22 protein-coding genes and 1 riboswitch are annotated in these 25086 nt (G+C 68.4%); of the genes, 14 read left to right on the top strand and 8 right to left on the bottom strand.

The window, feature by feature from the left end; genetic code table 11:
• The first annotated feature begins 83 nt into the window (after window positions 1-83).
• From M3M27_RS06340 to M3M27_RS06325, 4 genes are all read left to right on the top strand, one after another.
• Window positions 84-731, top strand: a complete 648-nt coding sequence (locus M3M27_RS06340; protein ID WP_434027508.1) for a YceI family protein — start codon at window positions 84-86, stop codon at window positions 729-731.
• Window positions 728-1294, top strand: coding sequence for a cytochrome b (locus M3M27_RS06335; RefSeq protein ID WP_140719086.1), 567 nt, complete (start codon window positions 728-730; stop codon window positions 1292-1294). Before M3M27_RS06340 ends, M3M27_RS06335 begins: the two co-directional genes overlap by 4 nt.
• A gap of 11 nt (window positions 1295-1305) precedes the next feature.
• The gene (locus M3M27_RS06330; protein ID WP_434027507.1) at window positions 1306-1872 is read left to right on the top strand and encodes a YceI family protein; all 567 of its coding nucleotides are present in this window, start codon (window positions 1306-1308) and stop codon (window positions 1870-1872) included.
• A 117-nt stretch (window positions 1873-1989) separates the two neighbouring features.
• Complete coding sequence (locus M3M27_RS06325; protein ID WP_434027506.1) at window positions 1990-2793, top strand: AadA family aminoglycoside 3''-O-nucleotidyltransferase; 804 nt, start codon at window positions 1990-1992, stop codon at window positions 2791-2793.
• 18 nt (window positions 2794-2811) lie between these two features.
• On the opposite strand, the gene M3M27_RS06320 is transcribed toward M3M27_RS06325, so the two are convergent.
• Complete coding sequence (locus M3M27_RS06320) at window positions 2812-3042, bottom strand: glutaredoxin family protein (RefSeq protein WP_434027505.1); 231 nt, start codon at window positions 3040-3042, stop codon at window positions 2812-2814.
• Window positions 3043-3132: 90 nt separating this feature from the next.
• Here M3M27_RS06320 and M3M27_RS06315 point away from each other — a divergent pair, with 90 nt between their 5' ends.
• From M3M27_RS06315 to M3M27_RS06305, 3 genes are all read left to right on the top strand, one after another.
• Window positions 3133-4515 carry an L-serine ammonia-lyase gene (locus M3M27_RS06315; RefSeq protein ID WP_140719090.1) on the top strand — a complete coding sequence of 461 codons (1383 nt, stop codon included), beginning with the start codon at window positions 3133-3135 and terminating at the stop codon, window positions 4513-4515.
• A gap of 85 nt (window positions 4516-4600) precedes the next feature.
• A complete protein-coding gene (locus M3M27_RS06310) occupies window positions 4601-5590 on the top strand; it encodes an alpha/beta fold hydrolase (protein WP_434027504.1) in 990 nt (329 codons plus the stop codon).
• Window positions 5591-5850: 260 nt separating this feature from the next.
• Window positions 5851-7902: a glycosyl hydrolase family 18 protein gene (locus M3M27_RS06305; protein WP_434027503.1), complete on the top strand. Its 2052-nt coding sequence runs from the start codon at window positions 5851-5853 to the stop codon at window positions 7900-7902.
• Between the two features lie 67 nt (window positions 7903-7969).
• Here M3M27_RS06305 and M3M27_RS06300 read toward each other — a convergent pair whose 3' ends face one another.
• From M3M27_RS06300 to metX, 3 genes are read right to left on the bottom strand one after another with little or no spacing between them, the layout of a single operon-like run.
• Window positions 7970-9046, bottom strand: coding sequence for a homoserine dehydrogenase (locus tag M3M27_RS06300; protein ID WP_434027502.1), 1077 nt, complete (start codon window positions 9044-9046; stop codon window positions 7970-7972).
• Window positions 9043-10257: an O-succinylhomoserine (thiol)-lyase gene (locus tag M3M27_RS06295; RefSeq protein ID WP_434027501.1), complete on the bottom strand. Its 1215-nt coding sequence runs from the start codon at window positions 10255-10257 to the stop codon at window positions 9043-9045. The genes M3M27_RS06300 and M3M27_RS06295 overlap by 4 nt, the downstream gene beginning before the upstream one ends.
• Window positions 10254-11279: a homoserine O-succinyltransferase MetX gene (metX, locus tag M3M27_RS06290; RefSeq protein ID WP_140719094.1), complete on the bottom strand. Its 1026-nt coding sequence runs from the start codon at window positions 11277-11279 to the stop codon at window positions 10254-10256. Before metX ends, M3M27_RS06295 begins: the two co-directional genes overlap by 4 nt.
• A gap of 71 nt (window positions 11280-11350) precedes the next feature.
• Window positions 11351-11467, bottom strand: a riboswitch (SAM riboswitch).
• Between the two features lie 179 nt (window positions 11468-11646).
• On the opposite strand from metX, the gene M3M27_RS06285 reads away from it, so the two are divergent.
• The 4 genes from M3M27_RS06285 (at window position 11647) to M3M27_RS06270 (ending at window position 16921) form a co-directional block, all read left to right on the top strand.
• Window positions 11647-12492 (top strand): M23 family metallopeptidase, encoded by an 846-nt coding sequence (locus M3M27_RS06285; RefSeq protein ID WP_434027966.1) that lies wholly within the window; start codon window positions 11647-11649, stop codon window positions 12490-12492.
• A gap of 46 nt (window positions 12493-12538) precedes the next feature.
• Complete coding sequence (locus M3M27_RS06280) at window positions 12539-14143, top strand: peptide chain release factor 3 (RefSeq protein WP_140719095.1); 1605 nt, start codon at window positions 12539-12541, stop codon at window positions 14141-14143.
• A gap of 129 nt (window positions 14144-14272) precedes the next feature.
• Window positions 14273-14917 (top strand): PAQR family membrane homeostasis protein TrhA, encoded by a 645-nt coding sequence (gene trhA / locus M3M27_RS06275; protein ID WP_140719096.1) that lies wholly within the window; start codon window positions 14273-14275, stop codon window positions 14915-14917.
• 54 nt (window positions 14918-14971) lie between these two features.
• Window positions 14972-16921 (top strand): AsmA family protein, encoded by a 1950-nt coding sequence (locus M3M27_RS06270; protein ID WP_434027500.1) that lies wholly within the window; start codon window positions 14972-14974, stop codon window positions 16919-16921.
• A gap of 6 nt (window positions 16922-16927) precedes the next feature.
• On the opposite strand, the gene M3M27_RS06265 is transcribed toward M3M27_RS06270, so the two are convergent.
• From M3M27_RS06265 to mtgA, 3 genes are read right to left on the bottom strand one after another with little or no spacing between them, the layout of a single operon-like run.
• Window positions 16928-17359: a CBS domain-containing protein gene (locus M3M27_RS06265; protein WP_140719098.1), complete on the bottom strand. Its 432-nt coding sequence runs from the start codon at window positions 17357-17359 to the stop codon at window positions 16928-16930.
• A complete protein-coding gene (locus tag M3M27_RS06260; protein ID WP_140719099.1) occupies window positions 17316-18344 on the bottom strand; it encodes a glycosyltransferase family 2 protein in 1029 nt (342 codons plus the stop codon). The genes M3M27_RS06265 and M3M27_RS06260 overlap by 44 nt, the downstream gene beginning before the upstream one ends.
• Window positions 18341-19072 carry a monofunctional biosynthetic peptidoglycan transglycosylase gene (gene mtgA, locus M3M27_RS06255; protein ID WP_434027499.1) on the bottom strand — a complete coding sequence of 244 codons (732 nt, stop codon included), beginning with the start codon at window positions 19070-19072 and terminating at the stop codon, window positions 18341-18343. Before mtgA ends, M3M27_RS06260 begins: the two co-directional genes overlap by 4 nt.
• A 162-nt stretch (window positions 19073-19234) precedes the next feature.
• Between mtgA and M3M27_RS06250 the strand changes: the two genes are divergently transcribed.
• The 3 genes from M3M27_RS06250 to M3M27_RS06240 all read left to right on the top strand — a co-directional run bounded on the left by M3M27_RS06250 (window position 19235) and on the right by M3M27_RS06240 (window position 24314).
• A complete protein-coding gene (locus tag M3M27_RS06250; protein WP_434027498.1) occupies window positions 19235-20137 on the top strand; it encodes an Hsp33 family molecular chaperone HslO in 903 nt (300 codons plus the stop codon).
• 168 nt (window positions 20138-20305) lie between these two features.
• Window positions 20306-21154 (top strand): hypothetical protein, encoded by an 849-nt coding sequence (locus tag M3M27_RS06245; protein WP_140719102.1) that lies wholly within the window; start codon window positions 20306-20308, stop codon window positions 21152-21154.
• 271 nt (window positions 21155-21425) lie between these two features.
• A complete protein-coding gene (locus M3M27_RS06240; protein WP_434027497.1) occupies window positions 21426-24314 on the top strand; it encodes a TonB-dependent receptor plug domain-containing protein in 2889 nt (962 codons plus the stop codon).
• 156 nt (window positions 24315-24470) lie between these two features.
• Here M3M27_RS06240 and M3M27_RS06235 read toward each other — a convergent pair whose 3' ends face one another.
• The gene (locus M3M27_RS06235; protein ID WP_434027496.1) at window positions 24471-25079 is read right to left on the bottom strand and encodes a TetR/AcrR family transcriptional regulator; all 609 of its coding nucleotides are present in this window, start codon (window positions 25077-25079) and stop codon (window positions 24471-24473) included.
• Window positions 25080-25086: the final 7 nt, after the last annotated feature.

The following is a 25086-nucleotide window of genomic DNA, read 5'->3' as shown; positions in this document are numbered from 1 at the left end:
CGTCGAACCCGAGATGCTCGCAACGGATCGTTGCGGGCGCAAGCCGAGCGTGCCCGGCCGGGATATGCCTAGAATCCCGGCCCATGACCCGCTCCCGCCTCCGCCTGCTGCTCGCCCCGGCCCTTGCCCTAGCCGCCTTCGCGGCCGCGGCGGCCCCGGCCCGCTACGAACTGGACCCGGTACACACCCGGGTCCTGTTCGCCATCGACCATGCCGGCTTCTCCAAGGCGCTGGGCACGGTCTCCGGCAGCACCGGCACGCTGGTGTTCGACCCGGACGACTGGGCCGGCGCGCGCCTGGACGTGCGCGTCCCGATCGCCCGGGTCGACCTGGGCGATCCCAAGTGGACCCAGTCCGTACTGGCGCGCAGCCTGCTCGACGGCGAGCGCTTTCCCGAGGCGCACTTCGTCTCCACCCGGGTCGAACCGCAGGGCCCCGGCCGGGCCAAGGTGGTCGGCCAGCTGACCCTGCGCGGGGTCACCCGCGAGGCGACCCTGGAGGTCACCCTCAACGCGCTCAAGCGCCACCCGCTGCCGCCGTTCCGCCGCACCGCCGGCTTTTCCGCGAACGCCACGCTGCAACGCAGCGACTTCGGCATCGACGCATGGAAGTCGATGATCGGCGACACGGTGGAACTGCGCATCGAGGCCGAGGCCGTGCGCGAGGGCAAGGCCGACGACGGATCCCCAGCCCCCGACGCCCCCACGCCAACGCCGGAAACCACGCCATGACCTTGAAGAACACCGCCGACCGCTGGGGCGGCGTGAGCCAGCTCCTGCATTGGCTGATCGCCCTGCTGATCCTGCTGCTGGGCATCGTCGGGCTGACCATGGGCGACCTGCCCAAGACGCCGAAGTACTTCTGGGTCTACACCGCGCACAAGTCGCTGGGCATCACCGTGCTGGCGCTGGCCGTCGTGCGCCTGGCATGGCGCCTGTACGCCGGCGCGCCCAGGCCCGAGCCCGGCACGCCCGGCTGGCAGGAACGCATCGCCGCGGCCACGCACGTGCTGCTGTACGTGCTGATCTTCGCCATCCCGCTGTCTGGCTGGCTGTACGACTCGGCCAGCGGACTGCGCCCGTTCCATTGGTTCGGCCTGTTCGAGATGCCCAAGCTCAGCCCGCCCGACGAGCAATTGCGCGCGCTGTCGCACTCCGCGCACGAATGGGGCTTCTGGCTGCTGATCGCCGTGGTGCTCGCCCATGCCGGCGCCGCGTTCTACCACCACCTGTTCCAGCGCGACGCCACCTTGGCGCGCATGCTGCCGCAGGGTTGGCTCCCCCCCAAGCAATGAGGACTCCCGCCATGTCGTTCCGCTTCCCCGCTCCTGCCGCCGTGGCCGCCTCGCTGGCCGCGATGCTCGCCACCGCGCCCGCCATCGCCGCCGACTACGTGCAGGCACCGGGGTCGATCCTGGTCTTCGCCACCAAGTACGACGGCGAGGTGTTCACCGGCACCTTTCCCGGCTTCGACACCCAGCTGAGCTTCGACCCGGCCAATCTCGCGGCCAGCAAGCTCGACGTCACCATCCCGCTCGCCGGCGCCAAGAGCGGCAACAGCGACCGCGACTCGACCCTGCAGGGCCCGGACTTCTTCGACGTCGCCAAGTTCGCCACCGCCCACTACCGCGCCGACAAGTTCCGCGCGCTAGGCGGCAACCAGTACGCCGCCGACGGCACCCTGGAGCTGCGCGGCGTGGCCAAGCCGGTGACGCTGACCTTCACCTGGACGCCCGGCGCGCAGCCGGTGCTCTCGGGCAAGGCCACGGTGAACCGCCTCGACTTCGGTGTGGGCGGCGGCGACTGGGCCGACACCAAGACCATCCCGAACGAGACCGCGATCAGCACCAAGGTGATCCTCAAGGCGAAGTGATCGCCATACCGGCATGCGGCTCCACATGCCGTTGCGCGGCGGACTACTCGTCGGGTCCGCCGTTTTTTTGCGCCGCATGCGCCACAATCGGGCATTCCTTTCCAGACACGCATCGGAATGCCCCGGCACCTGCCTGAAGAAATCGCGCAACAGACCGCGCGCGCCTGCGCCACGATCGAACATCACCTCGGCACCACGCTGCAGGCCATCCACCTGTTCGGCTCGGCGATGGACGGCGGCCTCAAGCCGCAAAGCGACATCGACCTGCTGGTCACCGCCCGCGTCGCGCCCGGCGAATCCGTCCGCCGGGCGCTCCTGCTCGATCTTCTGGCCGTCTCGGCGCCGCCCGGCGATCCGTCGTGGCGCCCGCTGGAAGTGACCGTCGTCGCCCATGGCGAGGTGGTGCCCTGGCGCTACCCTGCCCGGCGCGAACTGCAGTTCGGCGAATGGCTCCGGCAGGACCTGCTGGACGGCACGTTCGAACCGCCCATGCTCGACCACGACCTGGCGATATTGCTGACGAAGGCGAGGCAGCACAGCCTCGCGCTGTTCGGCCCGCCGGCGCAGGCGCTGTTCGACCCGGTCCCCGCACGCGACTTCGCCGGCGCCCTGGCCGATACCGTGGCGCAATGGAATTCCGCCGAGGACTGGCAAGGCGAGGAACGGCACATCATGCTCGCGCTCGCCCGCATCTGGTACAGCGCCTCGACGGGGCGGATCGCCCCCAAGGACAGCGCCGCGGATTGGCTGCTGGAACGCCTGCCCGGCGAGCACCGGCCGATCCTGCGCGAGGCCCGCGACGCCTATCGAGGCCTGGTCGTGGGCGACGTGCCCCCCGATCCCGAACGGACCGAGGCCTTCATCCGTTTCGCCAAGGCGAACATCCTGCCGTTGCTCGACCGACCGGGCGAAGGGCGCTGATCGACGGGCCGGGCGGCCTCATCCGCTCCCGTCGAGCCAACCGCGCAACCGCGCGACGTCGAACGGCCAGTCCAGTTCGCGTCCGTTCACGTCCGCGAGCACTGGCACGCGCGTGCCGTAGCGCGCCTCCAGGGCCTCGTCGTCGTCGATGAATACGCTGGCGAAATCGCCGGCGCGTGCCTGCGCCAGCACGGCGACGGCGGCGTCGCACAGATGGCAGTCGTCGCGCTGGTAGAGGATCAACGGCATGGACGGGAGGGCGCGGATGCTGCGGTGCAGGCCATGGCAATGGCGGCGGGCCCGTAGAATATCCGGATTTCTCGTCTTTCCTCCGCAAGCATGGCAGTCAGCACCTTCGACCTGTTCAAGATCGGCATCGGCCCGAGTTCCTCCCATACCGTGGGCCCGATGCGCGCGGCCGAACGCTTCATCCATCGCTGGCTGCTCGATCCGGGCCGGCTCGGGGACGTGGTGCGCGTGCGCGCCGAGGTGTTCGGCTCGCTGGCGCTGACCGGGCGCGGCCACGGCACCGACAAGGCGATCCTGCTCGGGCTGGAAGGCCACCGCCCCAACCTGATCGACCCGGACATCATCCCGGCCACGCTGCAGCGCATCCGCGCCGAAAAGCGCATCAAGCTGATGGGCCAGCACGAGATCGCCTTCGAAGAGAAGCGCGATCTGCTGATGAACAAGCGCCAGAAGCTGCCGTACCACACCAACGGCATGCGCTTCACCGCCTACGGCGCCGGCGACGAAGTGATCGCCACGCGCGACTACTACTCGGTCGGCGGCGGCTTCGTGGTCAACGCCGACGATGCCGCGGACGACCGCATCGTGCCCGACGCCACGCCGCTGCCCTACCCTTTCAACAGCGGCGACGAACTGCTGGCGCAGTGCGCGCGCAGCGGCCTGAGCATTGCCGAGCTGATGTTCGAGAACGAAAAGAGCTGGCGCGGCGAGGACGAGATCCGCGCCGGCCTGCGCGAGATCTGGGAAGCGATGCAGAGCTGCGTGGCACGCGGCATCCGCGAGGAAGGCACGCTGCCGGGCGGGCTGCACGTGGCGCGCCGCGCGCCGGCGCTGTACCGCGAACTGTCCTCCAAGCCGGAGGCGGCGATGCGCGACCCGCTGACCACGCTCGACTGGGTCAACCTGTACGCCCTCGCCGTCAACGAGGAAAACGCCGCCGGCGGACGCGTGGTCACCGCCCCGACCAACGGCGCGGCGGGCATCATCCCGGCGGTGCTGCACTACTTCGACCGGTTCTGCCCGGGCAGCAGCGAGCAGCGCGTGTTCGACTTCCTGCTCACCGCCGCGGCGATCGGCATCCTCTACAAGGAGAACGCCTCGATCTCCGGCGCCGAGGTCGGCTGCCAGGGCGAGGTCGGCGTGGCCTGCTCGATGGCCGCCGCCGGGCTCGCGGCCGCGCTCGGCGGCAACCCCGGGCAGGTCGAGAACGCCGCCGAGATCGGCATGGAACACAACCTCGGCCTGACCTGCGATCCGATCGGCGGGCTGGTGCAGATCCCCTGCATCGAGCGCAACGCGATGGGTGCGGTCAAGGCGATCAACGCCGCGCGCATGGCCATGCGCGGCGACGGCAAGCACAAGGTCTCGCTCGACAAGGTCATCAAGACCATGCGCGACACCGGCCGCGACATGCAGGACAAGTACAAGGAAACCAGCCGCGGCGGGCTGGCGGTGAACGTCATCGAATGCTGAGCGCGACGCCCGGGGAGTGACGGGCGTCGCGGCAGGTTCGCCCGGATCGTTTACATTCGGGCGATCCCCTGTCGCGACGACCGCCATGAAATCCCTGATCCCGGCGCTTGCCCTCGCCGTGGCCTTTTCCGGCCACGCCAGCGAAACCTACGGCCCCCGGCTGGAAGGCTTCGACTACCCGTACCCCGTGCACACCTACGCGTTCCGCTCGCAGGGGCAGGCACTGGAGATGGCCTACCTCGATGTCGCCGCTTCGAGCACGCCGAACGGCCGCACCGTCGTGCTGCTGCACGGCAAGAACTTTTGCGCCGCCACCTGGCAGCACGCCATCGACGCGCTCAGCCGGGCCGGCTACCGCGTGATCGCGCCGGACCAGGTCGGCTTCTGCAAATCCAGCAAGCCCGCCGCCTACCAGTTCTCGTTCGCCCAGCTCGCCGGCAACACCCATGCGCTGCTGGAAAAGCTCGGTATCGACCGCGCCGTGATCGCCGGCCACTCGATGGGCGGCATGCTCGCGATCCGGTACGCGCTGACGTATCCGCAGGCGACCGAACACCTGGTGCTGGTCAACCCGATCGGCCTGGAGGACTGGAAGGCCGCGGGCGTGCCCTGGCAGGACGTGGACGCCTGGTACGCCGGCGAACTCAAGACCGACTACGAGAGCATCAGGCGGTACCAGCTCGCCACCTACTACGCCGGCGAATGGAAGCCGGAGTTCGAGCACTGGGCGCGCATGCAGGCGGGCATGTACGCGGGCCCCGGCAAGCAGGCCGTGGCCTGGAACCAGGCGTTGACTTCCGACATGGTGCTCAACCAGCCGGTGGTCCACGAACTGCCGTTGCTGCGCGTGCCGACCACGCTCTTCATCGGCCAGAAGGACAACACGGCCATCGGCAAGGCCCTGGCACCGCCCGAGGCCAGGGCGAAGCTGGGCGACTATCCTGCGCTCGGCAAGCGCGCCGCCGCCGCGATCCCCGGCGCGAAGCTGGTGGAGTTCCCCGAACTGGGCCACTCGCCGCAGGTGCAGGATCCGGCCCGTTTCAACGCCGCGCTGCTCAAGGCCCTGGCCGACTGACCGCCACGTGCCGCTGCGTCGCCGCCATGCGGCGGCGCAGCACCCGGCCCTCGCTGTAAACGTTGTCACCGGAAGACCGTCACAGTCTGGCGGCTCGCTGATGACGCTTTGTTGACAACGTTATCATCACCAAGAGAAGGTCTGTCCGCCGGCCGCGATGGCCTGGCCCGCTTCGCGATCACCGCAGTTCGTTGCCACAGGGGGAAAACCCGGCGCAACGCCGGGGAAGGGACATCCATCTACCGGACAGGAGATCTATCGTGAACGTGAAACACGCCTTAGCTTGGCTGTTGTGCGGTTGCACCGGCCTGGCCCTGGCTTTCCAGGCCCAGGCTCAGTCCGTTTCCTGTAGTGGCGTATCCGAATGGAACGCCGCCACGATCTACCAGGCCGGCGCGAAGCTGACCTACCAGGGCAAGCTCTACCAGACCACGACGCAGATCTGGAACGTCGCCCCCACCTACTGCACCAGTTGCGGCTGGTACCAGGAGCTCGGCACCTGCGGCACCACCGGCGGCAACACGCCGCCCACCGTCGCGCTCACCGCGCCCACCGCAGGCACCACTTACAGCGCGGGCGCCACCATCACGCTCTCCGCCGCCGCGAGCGACAGCGACGGCACGATCAGCAAGGTCGAGTTCTTCCGCGGCACCACTTCGCTCGGCAGCGATACCAGCGCGCCCTACAGCGTGACCTGGAGCGGCGCGACGGCGGGCAGCTATTCGCTCACCGCCAAGGCCACCGACAACGCCGGCGCCACCACCACGTCCGGCGCGGTCCCCATCACCGTCAACGCCACCAGCACCGACACCACCGCCCCGAGCGTGCCGACGGGCCTGGCCTCCACCTCGCAGACCAGCGCGAGCATCACTCTGGCCTGGAGCGCCTCCACCGATGCCGGCGGCAGCGGCCTGGCAGGCTACGACGTGTACCGCAACGGCACGCTGGTCGGCTCGCCCACCACCCCGTCCTACACCGACTCCGCGCTGCAGCCCGACACCGCGTACACCTACACCGTGCGCGCGCGCGACAACGCCGGCAACGTCTCGGCCAACAGCGCGCAGATCAGCGTGCGCACGCAGGCGGGCACTGGCAACGGCGGCAACAAGCGCGTCATCGGCTACTTCACCCAATGGGGCATCTACGGCCGCAACTACCAGGTGAAGGACATCGAGAGCAGCGGCGCGGCAGGCTACCTGACCCACATCAACTACGCCTTCGGCAACGTGCGCAACAACGTGTGCGAGGTCGGCAAGACGATTCCCTCGAACGAATCCACCGGCGAAGGCGGCGATGCGTTCGCCGACTACACCAAGTCGTTCGCGGCCGGACAGAGCGTGGATGGCGTGGGCGACACCTGGGACCAGCCGCTGCGCGGCAACTGGAACCAGCTCAAGAAGCTCAAGGCCAAGCACCCCGGGCTGAAGGTGCTGATCTCGCTCGGCGGCTGGACCTGGTCGCGCGGCTTCGCCAGCGCGGCGCGCCCGGAGAACCGCCAGGCGTTCGTGGCCTCGTGCATCGACGCCTACATTCGCGGCAACCTGCCGGTGACCGACGGTGCGGGCGGCACGGGAGCGGCGGCGGGCGTGTTCGACGGCATCGACATCGACTGGGAATACCCCGCTGCCTGCGGCCTGGCCTGCGGCACCGCAGAAGAGCGCCAGAACTACACCGCACTGCTGGCCGAGTTCCGCCGCCAGCTCGATGAGGTGCGTCCGGGCCTGCTGCTCACGGTGGCCGTCGGCGCCGGCGTGGACAAGGTGCGCGTGACCGATCCCAACCTGTATGCCGCGTCCGTGGACTACATCAACGTCATGACCTATGACTTCCATGGCACCTGGGATGCCAAGACCAACCACCACTCGGCGCTGTTCAGCTCGCCCAGCGATCCGTCCACCGGCGACCAGCGCTACTACAACAGCAACGACGCCATCCAGGCGTTCCTCGACCGCGGCGTGCCGGCGTCCAAGCTCAACCTCGGCATCGGCTTCTACGGCCGCGGCTGGACGGGCGTATCCAGCGCCAACAACGGCCTGTACCAGAACGGCAGCGCGGCGCCGGGCACCTACGAGGCCGGCAACGAGGACTACAAGGTCCTGCGCGGTCGTGCCGGCACCAGCTACATCGATGCGCAGGCGCGTGCGCACTGGAAGTACGACGGCAACACGTTCTGGAGCTACGACAACCCGGCGATGGTCACCGAGAAGATGAACTACGTGAAGGTGCAGGGCCTGGGCGGCGCCTTCTTCTGGGAGTTCAGCGGCGACTACCAGGGCGAGCTGCTGCGCACCCTGGGCGAAGGACTGAAGTAAGCCCGCGATGGAAGGTTGGAGGGCGGGCTACGGCCCGCCCTCCCCGCACTGCATGCGTTTTCCGCGATCACACCGCGATGCGCAGCACGTCGTCCAGCAACGCCGCGGCCGTCACTTCCGCGCCCGCGCCCGGCCCCTGCACCACCAACGGCTGCACGTCGTAGCGGTCGCTGTAGATCGCCACCCGGTTGTCGGTCCCGCCACCGCCGCACAGCGGATGCTCCACCGGCAACTCCTGCAGGCCGACGCTCGCCTGTCCTTGCTCGAACCGGCCGAGGAAACGCAGCCGCGCGCCACTGCGATGCGCCTCGCGGAAGCGCCCGGACAACGGCTCGTCCAACTGGCCAAGCGCCGCATCCAGCTCGGCCAACGGCAACCGCTGCAGCGACGCCGGCACCAACGAGGCCACCTGCACATCGTCGGACTGCAAGGGCATGCCCGCCGCGCGTGCCAGGATCAGCAGTTTGCGGCGCACGTCCTCGCCGGACAGGTCGATGCGCGGGTCGGGTTCCGTATAGCCGGCTTCGCGCGCCTGGCGCACGAACCCCGAGAATGGCCGCATGCCGTCGTAGTGGTTGAACAGCCACGCCAGCGAGCCGGACAGCACGCCTTCCACGCGATGGATGCGGTCGCCGCCGGCCACCAGCGCGCGCAGGCTGCGCAGCAGCGGCAGGCCGGCGCCGACGGTGGCGGCATCGCCGTAATGCGCGCCGGACTCGGCACGTGCCCGTGCGATCGCCTGCGCCCGCCCCAGCGCCGCGCCGTTGCCGAGCTTGTTGGCGGTGACCACGTGCACGCCGCGCGCGAGCCAGTCCACGTGCCAGCCGGCGACCGCGTCGCTGGCGGTGGCGTCCACCACGATGTCGCCGGCCCGCAGCGCCTCGCCTTCGGCCCAGGGCGGCAAGCCACCGGCATCGCTGCGCGCGGGCGCATTGCGGGCCTGCAGCAGCGCGCGCTCGGCGCCCTCCGCGCAATGCTGCAAGGCGCGCGAATTGGCCAGCCACAGCAGCGGCGGCAGCGCCAGCCCGCGCGTGCGTAGGCGTTCGTAGCGGGCCACGAAGGCCGTGCCGACCACGCCGGTGCCGAGCAAGCCCAATCGGGGCCTCGGCGCCGTCGCCGAGGCCAAGCACACGACCGAGCTCATGCGTCGGCGAGCTTGCGTTTGGACTCCGCCAGCACTGCCGCGGCGCGCGCCAAGCCGGCCTGCAGGTCGGCCACCAGGTCCTCGGCCGCCTCGATGCCCACCGACAGGCGCAGCAAGCCGTCGGAAATGCCCGCCTTGGCGCGCGCTTCCGGCGTCATCGCCGCATGCGTCATCGAGGCCGGGTGCGCGACCAGGCTCTCCACGCCGCCCAGCGACTCGGCCAGCGTGAAGTAGCGCAGGCCATCGACGAACGCGCGCACCGCCGCTTCGCCGCCGTCCAGCTCGAAGGAGATCATCGCGCCGAAGCCCTTCTGCTGGCGCGCCGCCAGCGCGTGCCCCGGGTGCGAGGCCAGGCCGGGGTAGTACACCTTCGACACCGCGTCGTGGCCGTCGAGCAGCGCCACCACCGCCTGCGCGTTCTCCTGGTGCACGCGCAGGCGCGCGTCCAGCGTGCGCAGGCCGCGCAAGGTGAGGAACGCATCGAACGGCGAGCCGGTCAGGCCCAGCGCGTTCGCCCACCAGACCAGCTGCTGGTGCAGCTCGGCATCGCGCGCGACCACCGCGCCGCCGACCACGTCGCTGTGGCCGTTGACGTACTTGGTGGTGGAGTGGACCACCAGGTCGGCGCCGAACTCGATCGGCCGCTGCAGCGCCGGCGACAGGAAGGTGTTGTCCACCACCGCGAGCGCGCCGGCCTTGTGCGCGGCATCGATGACGAAGCGCAGGTCGGTGATGCGCAGCAGCGGGTTGGACGGGGTCTCGATCAGCACCAGCTTCGGCGCCTGCGCCAGCGCCTCGCCCAGCGACACCGGGTTGGTCAGGTCGGCGGTGATCAGCTCGAAATGGCCCTTCTTGGCCAGCGCGTTGAACAGGCGCCAGCTGCCGCCGTACGCGTCGTGCGGCACCACCAGCTTGTCGCCCGGCTGCAGCAGCGCGTTGAGCACCAGGTTGATCGCGCCCATGCCGGTGGAGGTGACCACGCCGCCGGCGCCGCCCTCCAGCTGCGCCAGCGCCTCGCCGAGCAGGTCGCGGGTCGGGTTGCCGCTGCGCGTGTAGTCGTACTCGCGCTTGTTGCCGAAGCCGTCGAACGAGAAGTTCGACGACAGCACGATCGGCGGGGTCACCGCGCCGTAGGCGGCATCGCGATCGATGCCGGCGCGCACCGCGCCGGTGGCCGGGCTACAGGGAAGGTCGGTGTCGTGGAAGCTCATGCGGTTTCTCCGGTAGCGCGAAAGGCGGTGGCGAGGATCGCGTCGATGCGATCGGTTTCCTTCAGGAAGGCGTCGTGGCCGTAGGGCGAACGCAGCACGCGCAGGCTGCCGCGCGGGCCCAGGCCTTCGACCAGGGCGACCATGTCCGACAGCGGCACCAGCCGGTCGCCCTCGACCGCGACCGCGATGGTCGGCACGGCGACCGCGGCGGGATCGATGCGGTGCAGGTCGATGGATTCGGACAGGCGCAGGTAGGCGTTGACCTGGGTGCGGGCGACGTACTGCGCGCCGGCCGCGTCGAGGTAGTCCTCGGCGGCCACGCGTACGCGGCCGTTGATCACTTCCGGCGCCGCGTCGAAGCGCTCGCCGAACTCCTCGGGGGTGCGATAGCTGAGCATCGCGAACTGGCGCGCCAGCGACAGCCCATGGCTCTCGGCGCATTGCAGCTGGCCCAGCGCGACCGCGCGGCGCTGCAGCGCGCGCCAGGCCGCCGCGTACGGGTGCGCGCGATGCGCGCCGCTGACCGCGACCAGCTTCCGAACCCGCGGCGCATGCCGGATCGCGAACTGCAGGCCGACCAGCGCGCCATAGGAATAGCCGACATAGCCCTGCAAGCGCTCGATACCGAGCGCGTCGAGCAGCGCGGCGATCGCATCGGCCTGGTCGGCGGTGTCGATCGGCGCATCGAGCGTCCCGTCGGCACCGAGGAAATCGAAGGCCAGGACCCGGCACCGCGCCGGCGCCAGCGTACGCCCGGCGTCCAGCAATCCTTCCGCCCAGCCCTTCTCCGGGAACAGCGCATTCGATGCGACATGGCGATGCGCCGAGATGCCGCCGGCCACGAACACCACCGGCGCGTCGGCCGCGCCGACCAGCTCGTAGCGCAGCACGACATTGCGCAGGCCGGCATGGCGCATCGGCAACGCCACCACCACCTCGCCGCGCACGGCGATGCGCCCCTCGTCGTCGGCGACGGGCGTGTAGGCATAGGCGTTGCGGGAAACGGCTTGGGCGAGGCTCATGGCGGGATTCCGGGGGAAAACGGCCATCGAGCTTCGCGGAGCTCGCGTTCGACCTGCGGAAGGCAAGGTTCGAACCATCTTTCGGCGGACGCGGGGTCCCCGCAGGATTTGGCACCGAACACGCGGCTTGCGCCGCGCTGGTTGCCCCGGCATCAAAGGGCCTGTCCCTCCGCCGGTCTCGATGGTGCGGCTACGATGCCACCGCCCCCCGAGCATGTCAATCGCTTTATTCGGATGAAGCGATACGATTTCAACGGTTACGATCGCCCGCGATAATCCGCCCCCCATTCAGCCATCCGCGCCCGTGCCCCAGCGCTCCCTCCGCCTCTGCTGCGCCGCCCTGCTCGCGTGCATCCCCGCGCTGGCGATGGCCCAGCGCCTGCTGGATTGGCGCCACCGAGAAACGCCCGCCCCCGCTGCATCCGCCCCGGCCGCCGCGCCGCCGCGCTGGCTGCAGATCGAGGACGAAGGCGGCATCCAGCGGGCTTGGATCGGCAACCCATTGGCCGGGCCCGTCCAGGTCCGCCTGGTGGGCGATGCCGGCGGCGGGCCCAGGGCCGTACCGGCCTTGCCGGTGACGTTGGAACTGGAGGCGGGAGAGCGCCGGCTCGCCGCGCGGCTCTATCCGTCGGCTCCCGGCAAGATGCCGCCCCTGCGGCTGGACATCGACGCCGTTCCCGGCTCGCCGCGAGGCCGCGCGGACGACGTCGTCTACCGCCTGCCGTTCTCCGGCGTCCCGGTCCATGTCGGCCAGGGATTCGGCGGCGCGTTCAGCCATCGCGACCCCGCCAACTTCCACGCGCTGGACTTCGCCCTGCCGGAAGGCACGCCGGTACTCGCGGCCCGCGAGGGTGTCGTGATGGAGATACGCGGCGACTTCCGCGAGGGCGGGCGCGACCCGGCACGGTTCGGAACGCAGGCCAACCTCGTCCGCGTCCTGCATGCCGACGGCAGCATGGCCCTCTACGCGCATCTCGCCCCCGGCGGTACCGGGGTCCGGCCCGGCCAGCGCGTGCGCGCCGGCGACCGGCTCGGGCTGTCCGGCAACACCGGCCTGAGCACCGGCCCGCACCTGCATTTTGCCGTACAACTCAACCGCGGAATGCGGCTGGTGTCGGTGCCCTTCCGGATGGCCGGCCCCTTGGGCGAGCTGCGCTTCGCGCGGCCTGCCGTCTCCGCGCCCGCGCCGGCCGCGCCAGGAAGCCCGCTATAATCCCGGGCTTCCCTTTCCGCTCCAGCGCCCGGCCGGGCGCGTTTCCATGTCCGAAGTCGCCACCGAAGCCGCGCGCCGCCGCACCTTCGCCATCATTTCCCACCCCGACGCCGGCAAGACCACGCTGACCGAGAAGCTGCTGCTGTTCGGAGGCGCGATCCAGATGGCCGGCTCGGTCAAGGGGCGCAAGGCCGCGCGCCACGCCACTTCCGACTGGATGGCGCTGGAAAAGGAGCGCGGCATCTCGGTCACCTCGTCGGTGATGCAGTTCCCGTACGAAGGCAAGATCGTCAACCTGCTCGACACCCCCGGCCACGCCGACTTCGGCGAGGACACCTACCGCGTGCTCACCGCGGTGGACTCGGCGCTGATGGTCATCGACGTGGCCAAGGGCGTGGAGGAGCGCACCATCAAGCTGATGGAGGTGTGCCGCCTGCGCGACACGCCGATCATGACCTTCATCAACAAGCTCGACCGCGAGGGCAAGGACCCGATCGAGCTGTTGGACGAAGTGGAAAGCGTGCTCGGCATCCAGTGCGCCCCGGTGACCTGGCCGATCGGCATGGGCCAGCGCCTGAAGGGCGTGGTCCACCTGGTCACCGGCGAGGTGCACCTGTACGAGCCGGGCCGCAACTTCACCCGCCAGGACTCGACGATCTTCCCGTCGCTGGACGCCCCCGGCCTGGCCGAGAAGATCGGCGAAGAGATGCTCGCCCACCTGCGCGACGAACTGGAACTGGTGCAGGGCGCCAGCCATCCGTTCGACAAGCAGGCCTATCTGGACGGCAAGCAGACCCCGGTGTTCTTCGGCTCGGGCGTGAACAACTTCGGCGTGCAGCCGCTGCTGGACTTCTTCGTCGAGCACGCGCCCTCGCCGCAGCCGCGCGCCACCACCGGCCGCGGGGTGCAGCCCACCGAGGAAAAGCTGACCGGCTTCGTCTTCAAGATCCAGGCCAACATGGACCCGCAGCATCGCGACCGCGTCGCGTTCATGCGCGTGTGCTCGGGCAGGTTCTCCGCCGGCATGAAGGCCTTCCACGTGCGCAGCGGCAAGGAAGTGAAGCTCGCCAACGCGCTGACCTTCATGGCCTCCGACCGCGAGATCGCCGCCGAGGCCTACCCGGGCGACGTGATCGGCATCCACAACCACGGCACGATCTCGATCGGCGACACCTTCACCGAGGGCGAGCAGCTCGGCTTCACCGGCATCCCCAACTTCGCCCCGGAGCTGTTCCGCCGCGCGCGCCTGCGCGACCCGCTCAAGCTCAAGCAGCTGCAGAAGGGCCTGGCGCAGCTGTCGGAGGAAGGCGCCACCCAGTTCTTCCGCCCCCTGATGAGCAACGACCTCATCCTCGGCGCGGTCGGCGTGCTGCAGTTCGACGTGGTCGCCTACCGCCTGAAGGACGAGTACGGCGTGGACGCCACCTTCGAGCCGGTCGCGGTCACCACCGCGCGCTGGATCGAGTGCGCCGATGCCAGGAAGCTGGAAGAGTTCCGCGAGAAGAACGCCCTGAACCTGGCCATCGACGCCGCCGGGGAGCTGGTCTATCTCGCGCCGACCCGGGTCAACCTGCAGCTCGCCCAGGAACGCGCGCCCGGCGTCAAGTTCCATGCCACCCGCGAGCACGCCCACAGCGTGGCGGTCGATTGATCGGCCGCCGCAACTAGGCCTCTCCCCGCCGGCATGGGCCGGACGCAGCCTGCCTACGCGGGCAGGCGGGGCGAGGTGCTTGCGATGCCCAGCAATGCGAATGTCTCGCAATTAGGGTAACGTGCGGCCATGAACGCCGATGCCTCGCCCTCCACCGATTTCCGCGACGAACTGGCCAGCGCGCTCACCCACGGCCTGGGCGCCATCGCCGCCCTGGCCGGCGGCGCGGTCCTGATCACCCTGGCGGCGATCTATGGCGACGGATGGCAGCTGGGCACCTCGATCGTATTCAGCGCCACCCTGCTCCTGCTCTACGTGGCCTCCACGCTCTACCACGCGATCCCGCATCCCGGCGCCAAGGCGCGGCTGCAGGTGTTCGACCACTGCTGCATCTATCTGCTGATCGCCGGCACCTACACCCCGTTCACGTTGATCGGCCTGCGCGGGCCATGGGGTTGGGGCCTGTTCGCGGCGATCTGGTCGCTGGCCATCGCCGGCGTGGTGTTCAAGCTCTTCTACACCGGCCGCTTCCGCCTGCTCTCGACCCTGATCTACATCGCGATGGGCTGGCTGGTGGTGGTGGCGCTCAAGCCGCTGCTGCAGGCGCTGGACGGTTTCACGCTGGGCTGGCTGCTCGCCGGCGGCCTGTTCTACACGCTGGGCACCTGGTTCTACCAGCGCGATTCGATCCGCTATTTCCACGCCATCTGGCACCTGTTCGTGCTCGCGGGCAGCGTCTGCCACTTCGTTGCGGTGACTTCACAAGTGCTGTGACGCCGCCGCCGGGGTTTCGCGCCCCCTGCACGCACGGCTGAGAACCATGGGCGCATGAACGATGCGCCCGCCCCGGATTCTTCCAGGCGCCCATCGCGCCGCCGCCCGATCCTCCTCGCCGTACTCGCGGCGCTGGCGATCCTCCTGGCCCTGCTGGTCGCGCTGTGGGACTGGAACTGGTTCCGCGGCCCGGTCGAACGCATGGTCCAGGCGCGGACCGGACGCGAGTTCCGGATAGGACGGCTCGACGTCGATCTTGGCCGCGTCGCCACGATCCGCGGCGACGACCTCACCCTCGCCAATGCCGCCTGGTCGCGGCAACCGCTGATGGCCCGCGCCAAGCGCGCCGAGATCGACCTTCGCCCCTGGCCCCTGCTCCGGGGCGAAGTGCGGATTCCGGAAATACGCCTGGACCGTCCCGAGGTGTGGCTGGAAGCCGGCAATGGCGACCACCCGGGCAACTGGGTCTTCGGGCAGGGCGCCGGCGGCGGCCGGTTGCCGGCCATGGGACGGCTGCGGGTAGAGCAAGGCCGCCTGCGTTTCGTCGATGCGGCCAGCCGCACCGACATCGACGTCGACATCCACAGCCTGCCGGCCGCAGGCCGCGATCCCGCCGCACCGATCGCGGTGGCCGGCCAAGGACGCTGGCGGGGCAATCCGTTCGCGCTGGAAGGCAGCACCGCCTCGCCGCTGGAACTGAGCCAGACCGACCATCCGTTCCGAATCGACCTGCGCGGCAACGCGGGCCCGACCCGCGCGCACGTGCGCGGCACGCTGACCAACCCGTTCCAGTTCCGCGTATTCGACCTGCAGATGACCCTGGACGGCCAGGACATGCAGGACCTGTATCCGCTCATCGGCGTGGCGATCCCCCCGACGCCGCCGTACCACCTGGAAGGCCGTCTCAAGCGCGACAACGAGACCTGGCGCTACGAGGGCTTCAGCGGGCGCGCCGGCGACAGCGACCTGTCCGGCACCGCACGGATCGACACCGGCGGCGAGCGCCCCCTTCTCACCGCCGAACTGGTTTCGCGGCGCCTGGATTTCGACGACCTCGCGGGATTCATCGGCGCACCGCCCAGGACCGATGCCGGCGAGGCCGCCAATCCCGAACAGAGGCGGCTGGCCGCCGAGCGCGCCGCCAAGCCGCGCGTCCTGCCGGATACGCCCTACAACCTGTCGAAGCTGCGCGCGATGGACGCGAAGGTGCATTGGAAAGCCCACCGCATCGATGCGCCGTCGCTGCCGCTGGACGACATGGACGTCCGTCTCACCCTCGAGAACGGGCTGCTCGAACTCGATCCGCTGGACTTCGGCGTGGCCGGCGGCGACATCCGCGCGAACGTCAGCATGGATGCGCGGCGCGCGGCCATCACCACCCAGCTGCGGGCCAGCCTGCGCAAGCTGCAGTTCGGCCGGCTCTTCCCGGACGCGAAACTGGCCCGGGAAGCTTCCGGGGCCATCGGCGGCGAAATCGACCTCACCGGCGACGGCAACTCGATCGCGGCGATGCTCGGCTCGTCCGACGGCAACGTCGCCATCGGGATGGGGCGCGGCCGCGTCAGCAACCTGGTCATGGAACTGGCGGGCCTGGACGTCGCCGAAACCCTCAAGTACCTGCTCGGCAAGGACCGCAGCATCCCGCTGCGCTGCGCCTTCGCCGACTTCGGCGTGCGCGACGGGCGGATGCGATCGCGCGCGTTCGCCTTCGACACCACCGACACGATCATCCTCGGCGAAGGCACCGTCGACCTGAAGGACGAATCCCTCGATCTGCTGCTGCGGCCGCGCCCCAAGGACCGCAGCATCCTCGCCTTCCGCTCGCCGCTGCGCATCGGCGGCACGTTCAAGGATCCCTCGTTCCGGCCCGACGCCAAGGCGCTCGGCGCACGCGGCGTGATCGCGCTCACCCTGGGCAGCATCGCCCCGCCGGCGGCGCTGCTGGCCACGATCGAGGCCGGCCCGGGCAAGGACAGCGACTGCGGCGGCCGCTACGCCCGATGAGCCGGGTCAACCGGCGATATAGCGCTGCAGTTGGTCGATGTCGCGCCGCTGCTCCTCGATCACGGCCTTGACCAGGTCGCCGATCGACACCACGCCGACCACGCGCCCGTCCTCCGTCACCGGCAGGTGGCGGATGCGGCGCTCGGTCATGATCTGCATGCAGCGCTCGACGCTTTCCGCCGGCGCCACCGTCACCACCTGTGCGGTCATGATCTCGCCGACCTGCGTCGTGGCCGAGGAGCGGTCGCGCAGCACCACCTTGCGGGCGTAGTCGCGCTCGGACAGGATCCCGACCAATCGCTCGCCCTGCATCACCAGCACCGCCCCGATGCTCTTCTCCGCCATCAGGCGGATCGCGTCGATGACCGCGGCATCGCTCCCTACCGCAAAGACCTCAGGCGTCTTCTTCGCCTTCAACAATTGCCGAACGGTTTGCATGGCCTGCTCCATCGCTGGACTGGTGCCCGGAGGATACCTCCGCGGCCCCGGCCCGGATGTCGACGAAGTACAACGGCCGGTGCTTGGCCTCGTCGTAGAGCCGCCCCAGGTATTCGCCGATCATGCCCAGGGCCACCAGTTGCACGCCGCCCAGGAACAGGATCACCGCCATCATCGTCGGCCAGCCCGCGACCGGATCGCCGAACAGCGCCGCCTTCGCCACCACCCAGACGGCGAACGCCAGCGCGAACGCGGCCGTCAGCAACCCCAGGTAGGTCGCGGCGCGCAGCGGCGCCGTGGAGAAGCTGGTGATGCCCTCGAGCGCGAAGTTCCACAGCTTCCACAACGTGAACTTGCTGCGCCCCGACAGCCTCGGCTCGCGCCGGTAGGGCACCGACACCTGCCGGAACCCCACCCAGCCGAACAATCCCTTCATGAACCGGTTGTGCTCGCGCAACTGCCGCAGTGCGGCCAAGGCCCGCGGCGAAAGCAAGCGGAAATCGCCCGTATCCGCCGGAATCGGCGTATGCGACAGCCGGCCGATCACGCGATAGAACGCCGCCGCGGCGATCCGCCTCGGCCAGCCCTCGCCGTCGCGATAGACGCGCGTGCCGAACACGTTGTCGTAGCCGGCGCGCCAATGCTCGACGAACTGGGGGATCAGCTCCGGCGGGTCCTGCCCGTCCGCGTCCAGCAGGACCACGGCCCCGTCCTCGACGTGGTCGAGGCCGGCCGTGATCGCCGCCTCCTTGCCGAAGTTGCGCGACAGGCGGATCGCACCGACGCCGGGATCGGTCCGGACCAGTTCTTCCAGCACGTCCCAGGTCCGGTCCGTGCTGCCGTCGTCGACGTACAGCACCCGGGGCCGCAGCTCCGGCATCGCGTCGAGCACCTTGCGCAGCCGGGGATGCAACAGCGGGAGCGAAGCCGCTTCGTTGTAGGCGGCGATCACCACCGTCAGGCGTGTTGCCGGCGCGGGGCTCATCTCGCCTCCAAGTAGGCAGGCCCGCCCAGCTGCGCCGCCTGGCGCTGGATCCAGGCGGCGCGGCGCGACACGTAGGGACCTGGATTGCGCGCGTCGTAGCGGCGCGGCGCCGGCAGCACCGCGGCCAGCCGCGCCGATTGCGCCGGCGTCAACCGATCGGCATCCGTGCCCCAGAACGTCTTCGCGGCCGCCTGCGCCCCGTAGATGCCGTCGCCGAACTCGGCGAAGTTCGCGTACATCTCGATGATGCGCCGCTTGGGCCACAGCAGCTCGATCAGCACCGTATACCAGGCCTCCAATCCCTTCCGCACCCAGCTCCGGCCCTGCCACAGGAACAGGTTCTTCGACACCTGCTGGCTGATCGTACTGGCGCCGCGCAGGCGGCCGCCGCGCGCATTGTGGTCGCGCGCCTTCTCGATCGCCTGCAGGTCGAATCCATCGTGCAGCGGAAAGCGCTGGTCCTCGGCCGCCACCAGCGAGATCGGCAGGCTCCGCGACATCCGGTCCAGGTCGCGCCATTCATGGCGCAGCCGGAACTCCCAGTCGCCGCTGCCCCAGGCCTCGACGCAGCGCCATACCATCACCGCGCTCACCGGCGGATCGACGAAACGCAGCACCGCCACTTGCAGGAAGCTGGCCGCGGCGAACAACAGCGGCAAGGCCAACAGCCAGCGCCCCCAGCGACGACGGCGATGCCCCGTCTTGTACTCCTGCGGCTCCGCCCCCATCGTTGCACTATCCCCTCTGTCTGTTATGAGTCCCTCGCAAGAGCACGGCACACCCGCGTGCCGGTGTCTTGGGTGTGAATCCCTCACAAAAGCGCGGCACATCCCTGTGCCGGTGTCCTTTTCAATTTACCTGGCTGCATTATCCGGCAACAGGAACCTCGCATGCCTTCCATCGAAGTCCAAGACGACAAACTGATCCGCTTCCTGCTGCCCGCCGCCGGCGTGCGCGGCGTCCACGTGCGCCTGGACCAGGCATGGCACGACATCACCGGCCACTCGGACTACCCGCCGCGGGCCAAGGCGCTGCTCGGCCAGGCCTGCGCCGCCGCCGCGCTGTTCACCGGCCACACCAAGGTCGATGGCCGGCTCTCGATCCAGCTGCGCGGCGAGCACGGCCTGCGCACCCTGTTCGCCGAATGCACCGCCGCCGGCACCCTGCGCGGCATCGTCCGCCTCGAAGACGGCCAGGACGCTCCCGACGACCTGACCCGGCTGGGCGGGCAGTCGGTCCTGGCCATCACCATCGAGAATCCGGGCCTGGACCCGCGCGAACCGCAGCGCTACCAGAGCCTAGTGTCGCTCGACGTGCCGTTCCTGGACGAGGCCTTCGAAGGCTATTTCCGCCAATCGGAGCAATTGCCGACCCGCCTGCTGCTCGCGGCCGGCCAGGACCACGTGGCCGGCCTCCTGCTGCAGAAGCTGCCGGGCGACCAGGGCGACGACGACGGCTGGACCCGCAGCGGCGCCCTGTTCGACACCCTGGCCGCCCCCGAGCTGCTGGCAACCCCCGGGCGCGAGCTCCTGCACCGCCTGTTCCACGAGGAGAACCCCGAGCTGCTGGGCGAAAAACCCCTGGGTTTCGCCTGTTCATGTTCGCGGGAACGGGTCGCCGCCATGCTGCAGTCGCTGGGCGAGGAAGAAGCCCGCGCCGCGGCCGAACCGACCGGCGCGATCGAGGTAAGATGCGAATTCTGTGGGCGGGAGTATCACTTCCCGTTGACCGAATTGCCTATATTGTTCGCCGAGCGGCCGGCCGAGGCCCCCGCCTCGGAAAGGCTTCAATGACCCGGATGCCGGCGCGGTTCGAGGCGCGGGGCCGGGCGTCGTGTCGGGAATACACCAGGTTTGAGTTCTGGGGAGAACTGAGACTTGTTAAGAAATCATAATCCTCCTAACATTTTCACCCTGCCTTCCCGGGAACTTAACGGCTGCCCCTCGGTCTGATCGTTCGTCATGAGAGCCCTCCTGCGACTGTCGCTTGCCCTGTCCACCGCGCTTGCCGCGGCGACGGGCGTGCACGCGCAGAACGCGGCCTCCAGCACGGTCCTGCCGGTCTGGAACCAGGGCAGCGGCAAGGTCGAGGCCTTGCTCTACCTCGAACCGACCGGCGAGCAGAAGGCAGGCGCACGCTGGCACTTCGGCCGCAACTCGCTGGACGCCGCCTTCGGCCTGTCCTCGGGCGATTCGCTCGGCCTGCTGTGCAACAGCAACCGCGGCACCAGCATCAGCGGCCTGGCGAGCCATTGCCTGCTCGCCAGCCTCGGCGACGATGACGACGTCACCGGCAAGCACGCATCGGCGACCCTGGGCTTCAACCGGGGCGGCACCCGCGTCGGCGTGAGCCTGGGCAACGGCCGCGACACCCTTCCCGGCTGGCTGACCGCCGGCACCAAGACCCCGCCGGCCCGCGTCGAGCAGAACGACCTGACGGTGTTCGGACAGAAGAACATCGGCAAGGAAGGCTTCGTCTCGATCGGCGGCACCTTCGCGCGCGCGCGCCTGGTCCCGCTGGCAGAAGCCGCGCCGGGCCTGGTCGACCAATGGGACAGCAAGACCCTCAGCGTCGGCGGCGGCTACGGCTCCTTCAGCGCCAACATCATCGGCCGCGTCGTCGACGTCCCCGGCCAACCCGAGAAGTGGCAGGGCCTCGGCCTGGGCCTGACCTGGCGCACGCCCTGGAGCGGCCAGCTCACCGTAGGCGCCGAGAACATCGTCACCCGCGGCAAGAACCCGTTCGCGCCCAACAACGAAAGCAACAGCGACAGCACGGTACCGTACGTTCGGTACGAGCAGGATCTCTGAGGCCCGCCCGTTCCGCGGCGGCCCATTCACCGATATCCCGAAAGCAAGGCGCTCCCGCGCAGGGGGCGCTTTCCGCGTCAGGCCGAACCCTGGAGAAACCGGGACGGCCTGCCCCTTCACCCCACCCCCTGATCCATTGTTAACGGGACTTTAATTCTCTCCGGAACGCAGATACCATCGGTTCACCCTGACGGCTTTGGCTTCGCTCTTTCGAAGCCGCCCTCGGGCAAACCCTTGGCAGTACCCAAGATCTCACTTGGAGAGAGAGCTAATGAATTGCAAGACCAACACACTGCGCGATGCAGTTGTGCTCGCGCTCGCCGTGGGCGCGACCGGCACCGGCACCGCGTTCGCCCAGGATTCTGGTTCCCCGACCAACCTCGACCGCATCGAGGTTACCGGCTCGCGCATTCGTTCGGTGGATGTGGAAACTGCCCAGCCGGTTTTCACCGTTTCCAGCGAGGACATCCAGAAGTCCGGCTTGATCAGCGTTGGCGACATCCTGCAGAACCTGTCCATCTCCGGCACTCAGACTTTCAGTAAGGCGGCGGTGCTGACCTCCAATCCGGAGCAGGGTGGTCAGTACGTCAACTTGTACAACCTTGGTGAACAGCGCACTCTGGTGCTGGTCAACGGCAAGCGTTGGACCACCAGCTTGGCCGGCTTCACCGACCTGTCCACGATCCCGAGCTCGCTGATCGAGCGCATCGAGATCCTCAAGGACGGCGCTTCGGCAATCTACGGTTCCGATGCCGTGGCTGGCGTGGTCAACATCATCCTGAAGAAGAGCTTCGACGGCGCCGAAGCATCGGTCCTGTACGGCCAGAACTCGGATGGCGATGGCACCAAGACCCGGTACACACTGACCATGGGTGCGACCGGCGAACGCTCATCGATCCTGCTGGGTGCCTCCTACTCCGATGAAGATCCAGTTTGGGCCAAGGACCGCGAGCTGACTCGTTACACCTACGGTCCCAATCACGCCACCTCCGGCTTGAGCGCCACTGGTCCGTGGGGCCGCTTCATCCACCCCGACACCGGTGCGCAGATGGTGCTGAACCACACCGGCTCCTACGACGGTGACGGCGTTGGCGCCGATTCGCGCAACATCGCCAACTATCACCGCGGCGTCACCACCAATGATCGTTTCAACGCGATCAACCAAATGATGTGGAACCAGAGCAACACCAACAAGTCGCTGTTCGCTTCGGGCGCCTATGACATCACCGACAACATCAAGCTGACTTCGACGGCGATGTACTCCGAGCGCGACTCCAAGCGCCAGATCGCGGGCTATCCGCTCAGCACCACGGCGCAACCCAACTTCCCGGTCTACATCGATGCGGACAGCTACTACAACCCGCTGCCGGGCAACGACTTGACGTTCTTCCGCCGCACCATCGAGATGCCGCGCGTTACCGAGAACAAGGTCAAGAACACCCACTTCGACGTTTCGCTGGAAGGCGCGTTCGACGTCGGTACCCATGGTTGGAACTGGGATGTCGGCTTCAACTACAACAAGTTCCACGTCACCGACATCAGCACCGGCAATATCAACCTGCTGGCACTCCAGAAAGCGCTGGGTCCGTCGTTCCTGAACGCCGATGGCGTCGTGCAGTGCGGAACGGAAGCCAATCCGCTCCCGCTGGGCACCAACCTGGGCCTGGGCCAGTGCACGCCGTTCAACGTGCTGGGTGGCCCGAGCGCCTCGACCGCCGACGCGTTGAAGTACATCAGCACGCTCGGCCAGTCCACCCAGCAAAGCGAAACCAGCATCTGGACCGCCAACATCACCGGCGGCCTGTTCGACATGCCGTGGGGCGCGGGCGAATTGTCCTTCGCCGCCGGCTTGGAGCATCGCGAAGTCAAGGGCTACGACTATCCGGACCAGGCTTCGAGCAACGGCTTCACCACCGACCTGGCCAGTTGGGCCACCGAAGGCCGTTACCAAACTAATGAAGTGTACCTGGAGTTCATGATTCCGGTCCTTAAGGATGTGCCGTTTGCCAAGGAGCTGTCGTTCGACGTGGCTGGCCGTTACTCGAACTACGACCGCTTCGGCAACACTACCAATACCAAGTACAGCTTCACCTGGAAGCCGATCGACGATTTGCTGGTGCGCGGCACCTACGGCAAGGGCTTCCGGGCCCCGACGCTGGATGACACCTTCGGCGGTGGTTCGCAGTCGTTCGACACCTTCGTGGATCCGTGTGACGCGCAATTCGGCTCGCGCGACAACCCCGTGGTGAACGCACGTTGCACGGCCGAGGGCCTGGCTAGCACCTTCCGCCAGACCGACAACGCAGGTGATCCTATCGATGGCCCCGGTGGCGCTCAGGGCATCGCGCCGTTCCAAGCGGGCGTGGGTAACGAGTTCCTTGAGCCGGAGTACAGCCGTACCCGCACCCTGGGTCTCGTATATAGCCCAAGCTATGTGCAGGGCCTGGACATTTCGCTGGACTGGTACCGCATCTCGATCTCCAACATCATCACCGCGATTTCGGCCAACTACGTGCTGAATCAGTGCTATGCCGGTGGCTCGGCGCAGTACTGCAACCAGTATGGGCGTGACGCCACCACCGGCCAGGTCGTGTCGCTACAGCGTGGCAATACCAACCTGGGCAAGATGGAGACCGAGGGCTACAACTTCGGCGCCCGTTATCGCCTGCCGGAATTGGGCATCGGTCAGTTTGTGGTGACCCTGGATACCAACTATCTGGTGAACTACCGCACCCAGAGTACCGCTGACGCCACCTGGGCCGATTACGCCGGCTACTGGAACTTCCCCCGAGTGCGCGGCACCCTCGGCGTGAATTGGTCCAAGGGTGATCTGTCGGTCAGTTGGGATCTGCGCTACTACGGTGGTTTCAGGGATTACTGCTGGGATACCGACGTGGAGTGCAACGAACCCAACTACCAGACCCAGAATCCCGGCTGGGATGGCGGCATTGGAGCCAATAAGAAGGGCTCGATCAACTTCCAGGATGTCTCGATTTCCTGGAACGCTCCTTGGAATGGCACCGTGACCGTCGGCGCTCGCAACATCTGGGACAAGAAGCCGCCGATCACTTACTCGGTAACCAACTCCAGCACCGCGGCCCTCGACCCGATGCTGGACTATGATCGCTACCTGTTCATGCAGTACACCCAGCGCTTCTGATATTGCTAATTGCAACACCTCAAGACCGGGCCAGAAATGGCCCGGTTTTTCTTTTGTATGCGCTCATTACTTTGCAAGTTCGATCCAGACAATAAAAAAAACCCCGCTCCGAGAGCAGGGCATTTTGCCTTTGTGGCGGAATTTAGAATCCGTCGCTCACCCAGGGATCAACGTCAGGATCACGTGCTCCACGTACGCCTCGAAATCCTCGCGCGCCTGCTTGGGTTGCTGCAGTTGCAGCGAGAGTTGCAGGAAGCCGACGTAGGCGGCGTAGGCCAGGCGGGCGCGATGGCGGGCATCGGTTGAGCTCAGGCCGGCCTGGCGGAACGAGGCGACCAGGTAGTCCATGCGGCTTTGCGATACCCGGTCGATGACGGGACGTACCGCGGGGTGGTCCAGGGCCTTGAGCAGTTCGCTGTAGATGACGTGCGGCCTGACCTCGTGCGCGACCAGTTGGAACAGCGCGCGCAGGCGCACGCGCGGGTCGGCCACTTCCTCCAGGCTGCCGAACACCTGTTCCTGCTCGACCTGTTCCCAGCGCTCCAGCGCCGCTTGCAGCAAGGCGTCCCGGGAGGGGAAATGCCAATAGAAGCTGCCCTTGGTCACGCCCAGGCGCCGGGCCAGGGGCTCGACGGCGACGGCCCCGACGCCTTGTTCGGCGATCAGATCGAGAGCGGCCTGCGCCCAGTCTTCCGCGCTGAGGCGGGAGTTGCGTCCGTTGCCGGGGCGTTCCTGGGCAGGACTGGAATCGGTGTCATTGCTCATCGGCCGA

The sequence above is a fragment of the Xanthomonas boreopolis genome, assembly GCF_046529185.1.
GTDB lineage: Bacteria > Pseudomonadota > Gammaproteobacteria > Xanthomonadales > Xanthomonadaceae > Pseudomonas_S > Pseudomonas_S boreopolis.
Note: the sequence above shows the minus strand (reverse complement) of the source record. Positions and strands in the feature narration are given on the sequence as shown.